This window comes from Halobacillus sp. (assembly GCF_049282395.1).
In the GTDB taxonomy this organism is placed as follows: domain Bacteria; phylum Bacillota; class Bacilli; order Bacillales; family Halobacillaceae; genus Halobacillus.
In genome coordinates, this window is record NZ_JBAPTY010000057.1 from 39,931 (window position 1) to 51,315 (window position 11,385).

At 42.8% G+C, this 11,385-nt stretch carries 12 protein-coding genes; all 12 read left to right on the plus strand.

Going from position 1 to position 11,385, the window contains the following annotated elements; translation table 11 throughout:
- The first annotated feature begins 698 nt into the window (after positions 1 to 698).
- Positions 699 to 1,631: an HPr(Ser) kinase/phosphatase gene (gene hprK / locus WAM07_RS02895; protein WP_422164612.1), complete on the plus strand. Its 933-nt coding sequence runs from the start codon at positions 699 to 701 to the stop codon at positions 1,629 to 1,631.
- Between the two features lie 14 nt (positions 1,632 to 1,645).
- Positions 1,646 to 2,479, plus strand: coding sequence for a prolipoprotein diacylglyceryl transferase (gene lgt, locus WAM07_RS02900; RefSeq protein WP_422164614.1), 834 nt, complete (start codon positions 1,646 to 1,648; stop codon positions 2,477 to 2,479).
- A 13-nt stretch (positions 2,480 to 2,492) separates the two neighbouring features.
- Positions 2,493 to 3,449, plus strand: a complete 957-nt coding sequence (locus WAM07_RS02905; RefSeq protein ID WP_422164616.1) for a nucleoside recognition domain-containing protein — start codon at positions 2,493 to 2,495, stop codon at positions 3,447 to 3,449.
- Positions 3,424 to 4,062, plus strand: a complete 639-nt coding sequence (gene ppaX / locus WAM07_RS02910; protein WP_422164618.1) for a pyrophosphatase PpaX — start codon at positions 3,424 to 3,426, stop codon at positions 4,060 to 4,062. The genes WAM07_RS02905 and ppaX overlap by 26 nt, the downstream gene beginning before the upstream one ends.
- Positions 4,063 to 4,065: 3 nt before the next feature.
- Positions 4,066 to 4,605, plus strand: a complete 540-nt coding sequence (locus WAM07_RS02915; protein WP_422164620.1) for an acyltransferase — start codon at positions 4,066 to 4,068, stop codon at positions 4,603 to 4,605.
- Positions 4,606 to 4,726: 121 nt separating this feature from the next.
- On the plus strand, positions 4,727 to 5,281 hold the full coding sequence (locus tag WAM07_RS02920) for a glycerol-3-phosphate responsive antiterminator (RefSeq protein ID WP_422164622.1): 555 nt from the start codon (positions 4,727 to 4,729) through the stop codon (positions 5,279 to 5,281).
- A 116-nt stretch (positions 5,282 to 5,397) separates the two neighbouring features.
- Positions 5,398 to 6,198, plus strand: a complete 801-nt coding sequence (locus WAM07_RS02925; protein ID WP_422164624.1) for an MIP/aquaporin family protein — start codon at positions 5,398 to 5,400, stop codon at positions 6,196 to 6,198.
- A 30-nt stretch (positions 6,199 to 6,228) separates the two neighbouring features.
- Positions 6,229 to 7,725: a glycerol kinase GlpK gene (glpK, locus tag WAM07_RS02930; protein ID WP_422164626.1), complete on the plus strand. Its 1,497-nt coding sequence runs from the start codon at positions 6,229 to 6,231 to the stop codon at positions 7,723 to 7,725.
- A gap of 243 nt (positions 7,726 to 7,968) precedes the next feature.
- Complete coding sequence (locus WAM07_RS02935; protein WP_422164628.1) at positions 7,969 to 9,636, plus strand: glycerol-3-phosphate dehydrogenase/oxidase; 1,668 nt, start codon at positions 7,969 to 7,971, stop codon at positions 9,634 to 9,636.
- Between the two features lie 135 nt (positions 9,637 to 9,771).
- The gene (locus tag WAM07_RS02940) at positions 9,772 to 10,584 is read left to right on the plus strand and encodes a hypothetical protein (protein ID WP_422164630.1); all 813 of its coding nucleotides are present in this window, start codon (positions 9,772 to 9,774) and stop codon (positions 10,582 to 10,584) included.
- Between the two features lie 132 nt (positions 10,585 to 10,716).
- Positions 10,717 to 11,106, plus strand: coding sequence for a MerR family transcriptional regulator (locus WAM07_RS02945; protein WP_422164632.1), 390 nt, complete (start codon positions 10,717 to 10,719; stop codon positions 11,104 to 11,106).
- The coding region (locus WAM07_RS02950; RefSeq protein ID WP_422164634.1) for an AMP-binding protein at positions 11,103 to 11,385 on the plus strand (283 nt) is incomplete at its 3' end. The genes WAM07_RS02945 and WAM07_RS02950, both read left to right, overlap by 4 nt.

Here is an 11,385-nt window from a genome sequence, read left to right on the forward strand (position 1 = left end):
TTTATGTAGAACTTTGTTGATGATTTAATAAGAATGTTACTACACTATCGGGCCGTATAGTTGAATACTCGATTTCGAGATCATTTGGGTCCGTTACAATATGAGAAAGGAGAGTGTACTCTCCTCCTTAACCTGCCTGAAAATGCTTATATAACAGGCTATCCCGCTTAGTTCCAGCATGAAGAAAGTATATATATATGCCCATGTGGTCATTTCTTCTCAAGCTGGGGAAGGGTGAAGCCATTTCGAGTTTCTGATTCGGCAAGGTCCGGAGGGGGACGATGGAGACTCCTGTGGGATGAACATGATCGGTGAGACCCCGGAAAGCTTTAGCTTGAGGAGGCTCAGCACAAGGGATGTTCGACTAAGATCGCCACGTCCTGTGGCAACGTCGAACGACCCTGCGTCATGCAGGGCCGGAACGCGAGTCGTTCCCCGCAGGGCCTAACTCTCTCACGAAATATCTCGAAACTGAGTCTTAAACAAACGGGAGCTTTACTGTAAAACCCACACTTAGATTTAAGAGAGGCTTTGGGATAAACGACGTTAAGTATTGTGAAAGGTTATTCTGCGCTCACTGCTTATTTAAAAAAGCATGAATAGTGTTAGATGTATGCTTTTTCTGCGTATGTCCAAGATCCTGTAAAACATGCTACAATAGTGTTTAGTGATCGAACGACTAAGGAGGTCTTTTATAGATGAGTAAAGTGCGTACAGAAGATTTATTGGATCAATTTCAACTGGAATTGATGGCTGGGAAAGATGGCGTACACCGTGAAATACATACAAGTGACATTTCGCGTCCAGGGGTGGAGATGACAGGTTACTTTAAGTTTTATCCTAAAGAGCGTTTGCAGCTTCTCGGGAAAACTGAGCTTTCATATTTCAATGAATTATCCAATGAACAGCGTCAGGAAAGATCAGAGAAACTGTGTACGGATGTTACCCCAGGCATCGTTATCACAAGAGGGATGGACATTCCGAGTGAATTAATAACCGCTGCTCAGGAAGCCGGGGTACCATTAATGCGTTCCCCTCATAAAACCACAAGAGTGATCAGCCGTCTTACTAATTTTCTTGAAACAAAATTTGCTCCATTTACGGCTATCCATGGAGTCTTAGTAGACATTTATGGGATAGGTGTGCTCATTACTGGACAAAGTGGTGTAGGTAAAAGTGAGACCGCACTTGAATTGGTCAAGCGGGGCCACCGTCTTGTGGCTGACGATAGTGTAGAAATCCGTCAGGAAGACTATGATACGTTAATAGGAAACAGTCCCCCGCTAATTGAACATCTGCTGGAAATTCGCGGACTAGGGATTATCAATGTTATGACATTGTTTGGTGCAGGGGCCGTGCGGAGTTTCAAACGGATTACGCTCATTATTAATCTGGAATTGTGGGAGAAAAACAAACAGTATGACCGTCTGGGTCTCGAAGAAGAAACAATGAAAATTATGGACGTGGAAATCCCTAAAGCAACCATACCGGTTCGTCCGGGACGTAACCTGGCTGTCATTATCGAAGTAGCAGCCATGAATTTCCGTTTGAAGCGTATGGGGGTTAATGCGGCTGAAGAATTCTCGGAACGTTTAACCAATGTGATTGACCAAGATCAGCAAAATGAATAAGGAGCGTGCGCGACATGACTTGTACACCTGAGGCTCTGGATCCTGTCTTAATCCACTTGGGGCCTTTACCTATCTACTGGTATGGATTTATTATCGCAACTGGCGCCTTTTTAGGACTGTGGATTGCGACCAATGAAACGGAACGTCTGGGACTTAAAAAAGATTATATGGTGGATATTGTAGTTTATGCAATCCCAGTATCCATTTTATGTGCAAGGATTTATTACGTAATTTTCGAATGGGATCGATATGCCGGCGGTCCATGGTGGAAGGTTTTTGCCGTGTGGGAAGGCGGTATTGCTATTCACGGGGCTCTAATAGGGGCCGTACTCACAGCCGTTGTCTACACGCGGGTAAAAGGGATTTCCTTTTGGTGGATGGCGGATATCGCTGCACCGAGTTTGATTCTTGGACAAGCGATTGGACGCTGGGGAAATTTCATGAACCAGGAAGCCCATGGGGGCCCTGTTTCAGAAGCATTTTACAATAATTTTATGCAATATTTGCCTGGATTTATCAATCAGCAAATGTGCATTGAAGGCACAGTTTACCATCCGACTTTTCTATATGAATCGTTATGGAATATCCTCGGGTTTGTTCTTCTTCTGGTGCTGCGTCATAAATTCAATCCTCGTCGAGGAGAAGTATTCTTGAGCTACGTAATCTGGTATTCTGTAGGACGTTTCTTTATTGAAGGTATGCGCACAGACAGTCTGTATTTGTTCGGGGAAATTCGAATGGCTCAATTCATTTCCATCGTTTTAGTCTTATTCGCTGTAGCCGTAATGATTTATCGTAGAAAAGCTGGGTACGCGGATAAATATTATAACGGAAAGAAAGCAAAATAAGGGAGAGTAGGAAATGAAGGGCATTTTATTACGAGGGGGAGGAAAAGGACTGGACCTCACGTGGTCACTAGGAAAAGTTATTTTTCCAGTGACCCTTATAGTAACGATCCTTCAATTCACCCCATTGCTTCCATGGGTTATGGATTATATGGAACCATTGATGCAATGGATCGGATTGTCCGGGGAAGCAGCTGTTCCGCTTGTATTAGGTAACTTTTTGAATTTGTATGCCGGGATTGCTGCGATTATTTCTTTTGATTTCACAGTAAAAGAAGTTTTTATTATGGCGGTGATGATGTCCTTTTCCCATAATCTGCTGATAGAATCAACAGTGGCCAAGCGAGTTGGAGTCAGCTGGTGGTTTGTGGCTGGAATAAGGATCGGCCTGGCTTTCATTTCTGCTATTTTTATCAATCTTATTTGGAATGGTGGAAGCAGCGCAGCTAAATACGGTTTGACCCCAGAGAAAGCCACTGATCCAGAAGGATGGAACGAGATTATTTGGCAGGGCCTGCAGACCGCTTTTATGGGAATTCTCCAACTGGCTCTCATTGTCATTCCATTAATGGTTTTTATGCAATATTTACGTGAAAAAGGCTGGCTGGACCGCTTCTCAGAATGGGTTGCTCCAGCCACCCGTTTCCTTGGAATGGAGCGGAACACTTCAATGACGCTGGCAGCTGGATTAACGATAGGTCTGGCCTATGGGGCTGGTTTAATGATTCAGGCTGTAGAGGAAGATGGGGTATCCAAGAAGGACATGTATTTAGCCCTCATTTTTTTAGTGTCCTGTCACGCTGTGGTTGAGGATACACTGATTTTTATCCCGCTTGGGATACCAATATGGCCACTGCTCGCAATACGGCTGGTGACCGCTATATTACTTACCGCGACAGTCGGCTTTATATGGAATAAACTACAACAAGAGAGAAAGGAACCTTCGAATGAACATACGCACCATTCTATTTGATTTAGATGGAACCCTGATCGATACGAATGACCTGATTATCGCTTCGTTTACTCATACAATAAATGAATACAGTGACCGTTCGTACACTAGAGATGAAATTTTGGACTTTATCGGTCCTCCTCTTCGCGAGAGTTTAGAAAAGATTAATCCCGAGCGTGTGGAAGACATGGTAGAAACTTATCGGAAACATAATATTGAAAACCATGAGTCTTATGTCAGAGCTTATGACGGAGTCGTGGATACAATTCGCCAGTTAAAAGAAGCAGGTTACAGAATGGGAATTGTAACTACCAAAATGAAAAACACGGTTCACATGGGCCTTGAAATTACGGGGCTTGACGGTTTTTTTGAAACCATTATCACCCTTGATGATGTAACCAACGCAAAACCTCATCCTGAACCTATTGTTAAGGCTCTTCATGCTTTAGACTCCAAAGCATCCGAGACCCTGATGGTTGGTGATAACACTCATGATATTGAAGCCGGTCATAATGCTGGTACTCACACGGCTGGCGTAGCTTGGACGGTTAAAGGCAGAGAAGTACTAGAGCAGCTTAAGCCTGATTATATGCTTGACCATATGAGTGAACTGATTGAAATTACAGGAGGATAACCGATGAGGAAAACGGAACGTTATCCAGTTGAAGGTGCGAATTCTTTATGGCACATCTATAAGACGGTGCCGTTTTTCAAGGTGGTTAAAAATTTCACGGTCATTCAGCTGGCTCGCTACACCCCTTTTCTGGGGATGAAAAACTGGCTCTATCGGACACTTTTACGTATGGAAGTTGGAAAGCAAACCGCGTTCGCCTTAATGGTTATGGTGGATATTATGTTTCCGGAACGGATTCGAGTAGGCCGCAATACGGTGATCGGTTATAATACAACCATACTAGCTCACGAGTATTTAATTGATGAATATCGATTAGGAGATGTCACCATCGGGGATGAAGTACTGATTGGGGCTAATACGACGATTCTCCCGGGTATTACAATAGGCAATCACGCAGTGGTCTCCGCAGGTACGCTGGTTCATAAAGACGTGCCCGCTGGAACTTTTGTGGGAGGTAATCCTATGAAAATAATTTATACGAAGCAAGAAATGGACGAGCGTAAGGATTCCGATTCAGTTATAAATGGCTCCCGGCAAGCGTAGTGCCTGATAAATATGGAGTCCCACTTTTTTCCTAGTTCTTCATCAAAAGAAATGAATCCCAAACCTATTTTGGGATTCAGCGTCATTTATCGAAGGTTCTTAAAAGAAATGAGGTGAACTGATGAATATTCATCAATCTGTCCTGCCGGCTGTGCGGAAGATTAAAGATTTTGAAGCTTTATTAGATAGCGAAACAGAATATATAATTCTCCTGGACAGCCGATTGGGATTACTTCGAAAACTGGTAAGAATCGGACAAAAGGCTGGGAAAAAGGTGCTTGTACACATTGACTTAATTCAAGGATTGAAAGCGGATGATTATGGCATGGAGTATGTAGCCCAGGAAGTTAAACCCCATGGGGTGATATCGACAAGAGCCAATGTAATCCATCAAGCTAAAAAGCATGATCTAATATCTGTTCAGCGTTTATTTCTAATAGATAGCCAGGCTATTGACCATAATATAACAATCATTCAAAAAACAAAGCCTGATTTTGTGGAAGTTTTACCTGGGGTCTTACCGGGAATGATAAAAGAGATTAAAGATCAATTGGACATCCCTGTTATTGCTGGCGGCTTGATTCGAACGAATGATGAGATCAATCAAGCTCTTGAAGCGGGGGCTTCAGCAGTTTCAACTTCACGTTCTGGTTTATGGCAATATAAGCAAAGATAAACTTCAGTCCTTTCGTGATCGAAACTGACGAAGCCACACAAACGCTTTCAGCTGAAGCGATTAGTTTGTGTGGTTTTTTCTATGTAAGAATGGCTATAAGGAAGGAGAGAAGACTATTGACTGAGTTCATGGGTGAACTGATTGGAACGATGATACTTATCATTCTTGGCGGCGGCGTTATTGCCGGTGCCAACTTGAAAGATACGAAGGCAGACGGAGGATGGGTTCTCATTACTGTAGCATGGGGCTTGGCTGTAGCTATGGGCGTTTATGCCGTAGGAAAACTGACGGGTGGACATATTAACCCTGCAGTTACACTTGGTCTGGCATCCGTTGGAGATTTTCCATGGCAAAAGGTACCCATGTATATTGCTGCTCAAATGATAGGCGCTTTTATAGGCGCAGTCATCGTATTCTTTCACTATATCCCTCACTGGAAGGATACAGAAGATCAATTAGCGATTAAGTCTATTTTTTGTACAGACCCAGCAATCCGTAGTCCAATTTCCAATTTGATCAGTGAAATAATTGGAACCTTCGTACTAGTTATGGGGATTTTGTTCATTGGGGCAAACGAATTTACTGAAGGTCTGAACCCCATAATTGTCGGCTTGTTAATTGTAGCCATTGGTATGTCTCTTGGAGCTACGACCGGCTACGCAATAAACCCGGCACGTGATTTAGGTCCAAGAATAGCTCACGCTGTTCTTCCTATTCCTGGTAAAGGTGGATCTGATTGGAGCTATTCATGGGTGCCTGTACTTGGCCCGATTATCGGAGGCGTGTATGGAGGTTTATTCTACCAGGCCATATTCAAAGGAAGTTACACGGCAGGATTCTGGGTATTATCTTTAATTATAGTAACCCTGCTTATTTCATCCATGAGAATAGAGCTGAAGAAAGCCCAAACTACTTAATACTTAATGATTAGAGGAGGAATTATAACAATGGAAAAATACATCTTATCGATTGATCAGGGAACGACAAGTTCACGAGCTATCTTATTCAACCATGAAGGTGAAATTGTAGAAACCGGTCAGAAAGAATTTGAACAGCACTTTCCTAAACCCGGCTGGGTTGAACACGACGCTAACGAAATTTGGACTTCGGTGCTCGCCTGTATTGCAGATGTACTTAGAAGAGCTGATATTGACCCAGGTCAGGTGGCGGGTATTGGCATCACAAACCAGCGGGAAACAACGGTGGTTTGGGATCGAAATACAGGTAAGCCAATCTATAAAGCGATTGTCTGGCAGTCCCGTCAGACCCAGAGTATTTGTAATGAACTCCGTGAGCAAGGTTTGAATGACACATTCCGGGATAAAACCGGGCTTTTGCTTGATCCTTATTTTGCAGGTACGAAAGTGAAATGGATACTAGATCATGTAGACGGAGCACGGGAAAAAGCTGAAAATGGAGAATTGATGTTCGGCACAATCGATACGTGGCTGATTTACAAACTATCTGGAAAAAATGCTCACGTTACGGATTATTCTAATGCTTCCCGTACTCTCATGTATAACATCTTTGACTTAAAATGGGATGACGAACTGCTCGACATCCTGGGCGTGCCAAAAAGCATGCTTCCAGAGGTCAAACCGTCCTCGGAAATTTATGCTCATACCGTTGATTATCATTTTTACGGAAAAGAAGTTCCTATCGCCGGGATTGCTGGAGATCAACAGGCCGCTTTATTCGGCCAAGCCTGCTTTGAAAAAGGAATGGCTAAAAACACCTATGGTACAGGTGGATTCATGTTAATGAACACTGGCGAAGAAGCAGTTAAATCTGATAATGGACTTCTCACAACTCTTGCCTGGGGAATTGACGGAAAAGTTGAGTACGCTTTGGAAGGCAGTATATTTGTTTCAGGATCGGCGATTCAATGGCTGAGGGATGGTCTTCAAATGATCGAAGATGCCCCTCAAAGTGAAGAGATTGCTGGAAAAGTTAACAACACAGAGGGCGTCTACGTCGTTCCGGCGTTCGTCGGTTTAGGAACACCTTACTGGGATAGTGATGCCAGGGGAGCTGTGTTTGGTCTTACACGGGGCACATCAAAAGCTCACTTTGTGAGGGCTACACTTGAATCTTTGGCTTACCAGACTAAGGATGTTGTGGACGCTATGATAGAGGACTCCGGCATTCAACTCAAAAAACTTCGGGTAGACGGAGGAGCAGTGAAAAATAACTTGTTAATGCAGTTCCAAAGTGATCTGCTTGACGTTACAGTTGAACGACCTGAAGTAAATGAAACGACAGCTCTTGGGTCTGCCTATCTTGCTGGTCTTGCCGTTGGATTCTGGGAAACTCGCGAGGACATTGCGAATCAGTGGAAAATAGAGCGTGAATTTGAACCAACGATGAACAAAGAAAAAAGAGAAGATCTATACAAAGGCTGGCAAAAAGCAGTAGAGGCTACCCGCGTATTTAAGCAGGACTGATTTTTGACTTCGGAAAATAATCTGATATAATTGAAATACAAGTTAATTCAATCGGTCGGAGATATGGAGAGACCACGAACCTTTATGCCCATAACATAAAGTGACTCGTGGTCTCTTTTTTTATATCCGGTCAAAGATTCTATCACAATAGGTAAATGCACACATATTTCCGCGAATAATGGGGAATAAACGTAGCAGAAGATGGTAACATTAATGAAGCCCAACGAAATAAGGAGAGATAACATGAAACCCTTCTCAAGTTATGAGAGAACATCACATTTTGATAAACTCACCCAAGAAGATTGGGATGTCCTTGTCATCGGCGGGGGCATTACCGGATCTGGAATTGCTCTCGATGCAGCCAGCCGAGGGATGAAAACAACAGTAGTTGAAATGCAGGATTACGCAGCTGGTACCTCCAGCCGATCCACAAAACTTGTCCATGGCGGTCTTCGTTACCTAAAGAATTTCGAAGTTAAAATGGTCGCAGAAGTAGGGAAAGAACGTGAAATCGTGTACGAAAATGGTCCTCACGTAACCACACCAGAATGGATGATGCTTCCGTTCCATCAGGGAGGCAACTTTGGTCCATTCTCGACGAGCCTTGGACTGCGTGTCTATGATTACCTGGCAGGGGTGAAAAAATCGGAACGCCGCACGATGTTCAGCCCGGAAGAAGCTTTAGAACGGGAACCACTTGTTAAGAAGGAAAACCTTAAAGGGGCCGGTTTCTATGTAGAATATAAAACCGACGATGCCCGCTTAACGCTTGAAGTTATGAAAAAAGCAGTAGAGCATGGGGCAAACTCCCTTAACTACGCTAAAGTGGTTGATTTTATCTATAATGAAGACGGTAAGATGGTCGGAGCTAAAATAGAAGATACCATCTCCGGAAAGCAATATCATGTGAAAGCTAAAAAAATTATTAACGCAGGAGGACCATGGGTAGATGATCTGCGTGAAATTGATGGATCGAAAAAAGGAAAAACCCTTCAGCTTACGAAAGGAATACACCTCGTGTTCGATCAGTCTAAATTCCCGCTCAAACAGGCAATTTATTTCGACAGCCCGGATGGTCGAATGATCTTTGCCATACCTCGTGATGGTAAGACTTATGTTGGTACAACCGATACGGAGTATTCTGATGAGATTTCACACCCGACCATGACGGAAGATGATCGTGATTATGTGCTTAATGCTATTCATGATATGTTTCCAACCGTTGATGTGACGGCGGAAGATGTAGAATCCAGCTGGGCAGGAGTACGTCCATTGATTCATGAGGAAGGAAAAGATCCTTCAGAAATTTCACGAAAAGATGAAATCTTTATTTCTGATTCAGGTTTGATTTCTATGGCAGGCGGTAAATTAACTGGTTACCGTAAGATGTCTCAACAAGCTGTAGATTTGGTACGTGACCAACTGATGGAGGAATACGGAATTCTTTATTCTGACTCTGAAACGAAGTACATGCCGATTTCTGGTGGAGAAGTAAATGGCTCCCAAGGATTTAAGCAGTTCTTAAAAGAGAGAATTCAGATTGGAGAATCCATCGGTCTTTCCGAAGAGACGGCCGAAAAACTTGTCCGTCTTTACGGATCCAATGTAGATGCGGTCTTCCATATTTATAAAAACCGTAAACAGGAAGCTCAGCAGGCGCAGCTTGAACCGGTGGTTTTTGCCCAGCTTGCTTATGCACTGGAAGCAGAATTCACGTATAAACCGGTCGACTTCTTTGTGCGCAGGACGGCAGCTTTATTCTTTAATATTAACTGGGTTCATGAACACAAGGAAGCTGTTATTAACTATATGGCAAAAGCCTTGAATTACACCGATGAACAAAAACGCACGTACACGCAAGAATTGGATCAGCTTCTTAAAGAAGCCGTTGTCCCAATTGAATATGTATAAACTTTCTCCTAAGAGCGTCTCGTATTTCCGGGGCGCTCTTTTTTGTGGGTAAATTGGAAAAAAGAGGATATGGTAAACTATAACTATGAAACTTTTACCAAAAGGGATCGTAAAATAGGAGGAGAGGTGAAGTAGATGATGAATGTCCAAACTCTGATCCGGCAGGACGGCCGGAGGCAGTTGATTACGGGAGGATTGTTGTTCGCCGGCGGCCTTTTTTTCTTACTAAGTATACTTGCCTGGCAATATCAAAGCTTTCCACTGAGTCTTCTGTACGGACCTGTGTTAACGATTAGCGGACTTGCTTTGTTAAAAACCGGCTTTCGTGATTATGAAAAAGCTAAACAGGCCGATATCGGTTTTACAGAAGATCCTATAATAGAGCCAGTTGAGAAGCTTCCAGCCCGTATGTATATGGGCCATAGTACGAAAAACGTTTTTCAGGCCACATTATATGATATGGATGGAAAGGCATACACTCATATTAAAGAAGAACCCAGCTTACTGCATAAGCTGACTTTTTTAGCTTATTATGGATCGATTCTTTCAGCAGACTATATCATGTACAATCAACACGGAGAAGCTGTATACTACATAGAGAAAAAGGGAGGATTTACGTGGCGCGGATATGTCCAGCTTCCAAGTGGGCATTATGTGGCTTACACAAAGGATACAAAACATAAGACCACAGGCAGAAGGGTCTTTCGCTATGTAGAGAAAGATTATTGCAGATGGAGTGCGGAGGGGGACCCTTATATTGGACACTATAAGGTAAAAGACCATGAGGGGAACGTATGGGCTGTTATTAAACAGAATGCCATTCCTGTAGAAGCCGCACAACGCTTTGAAAAAATAAATGGATACCTAATAGAGTGGAAGAAGCGCGCTGAAATTCCTCAATCCCTACTCGCTTTTTTGTTTCTTTTACAATCACGACAGAATCTATAAGGCAGCATACCCTTGTTTAACAAACAGGGTATTTTTTTGTGATAATTTCCAAATTTTTATAGTTGAACTTAACGTTAACGTAAATGGTATAGTATAATTGTTAGAATTTTCAAACGCATTAGGGAGGGAAAGATGGTTGAAGATTTAGCGATTGCTGAAGTGGCAGAAAAATTTCAGGTGACCACAAGAACGATCCGCTACTATGAAGAAATTGGACTCGTTCATCCCCATCGTGAAAATGGACATAGACGATTCAGTCGAAAAGACATAACCAGATTAAGTCTAGTTTTTCGCGGAAAAAAATATGGATTTCAACTCGAAGAAATTAAAAACATGATCCAACTGATTGATCTTGATCCTTCGGGTGTACAGCAATTAGAAAAAACAATGGAGTATGGTCGCAGAAAAATGAGAGAAATTGACCGTCGATTATTGGAATTGGAGCAACTGAAAACTGAGATGAATTCATGGCTGCAGAAGTTTGAAGAAGAGTTAGTAAAAAGGAGAGGGGAACCCCTGTGAATCTATCAGAACTTTTAGCTTATCAGTCTCGTAAATATCCTCTAGAAGAGGGTTTAATTACTCCGACTACCCGTTTGACTTATAAGGAATGGAATTTTAAAGTAAATCAGTTTGCACATGCTTTGCGGAGGCTCGGTATTCAGCCAGCCGATAAAGTAATGGTCCATATGCCAAATACGATTGAATTTGTCATCAGTTATTTTGCTGTTCACCGGATTGGTGCCATTGCCGTGCCTGTAAATGCTCGATTAATTAACAACGAGCTATCCTATATTTTTG

What these genes read in the sequence shown, in the direction of transcription:
- lgt (WP_422164614.1), top strand. Translation starts at nt 1,646, where the DNA reads ATGACTTGTACACCTGAGGCTCTGGATCCTGTCTTAATCCACTTGGGG.
- WAM07_RS02920 (WP_422164622.1), top strand. Translation starts at nt 4,727, where the DNA reads ATGAATATTCATCAATCTGTCCTGCCGGCTGTGCGGAAGATTAAAGAT.
- WAM07_RS02945 (WP_422164632.1), top strand. Translation starts at nt 10,717, where the DNA reads ATGGTTGAAGATTTAGCGATTGCTGAAGTGGCAGAAAAATTTCAGGTG.
- glpK (WP_422164626.1), top strand. Translation starts at nt 6,229, where the DNA reads ATGGAAAAATACATCTTATCGATTGATCAGGGAACGACAAGTTCACGA.
- hprK (WP_422164612.1), top strand. Translation starts at nt 699, where the DNA reads ATGAGTAAAGTGCGTACAGAAGATTTATTGGATCAATTTCAACTGGAA.
- WAM07_RS02905 (WP_422164616.1), top strand. Translation starts at nt 2,493, where the DNA reads ATGAAGGGCATTTTATTACGAGGGGGAGGAAAAGGACTGGACCTCACG.
- WAM07_RS02935 (WP_422164628.1), top strand. Translation starts at nt 7,969, where the DNA reads ATGAAACCCTTCTCAAGTTATGAGAGAACATCACATTTTGATAAACTC.
- ppaX (WP_422164618.1), top strand. Translation starts at nt 3,424, where the DNA reads ATGAACATACGCACCATTCTATTTGATTTAGATGGAACCCTGATCGAT.
- WAM07_RS02915 (WP_422164620.1), top strand. Translation starts at nt 4,066, where the DNA reads ATGAGGAAAACGGAACGTTATCCAGTTGAAGGTGCGAATTCTTTATGG.
- WAM07_RS02940 (WP_422164630.1), top strand. Translation starts at nt 9,772, where the DNA reads ATGATGAATGTCCAAACTCTGATCCGGCAGGACGGCCGGAGGCAGTTG.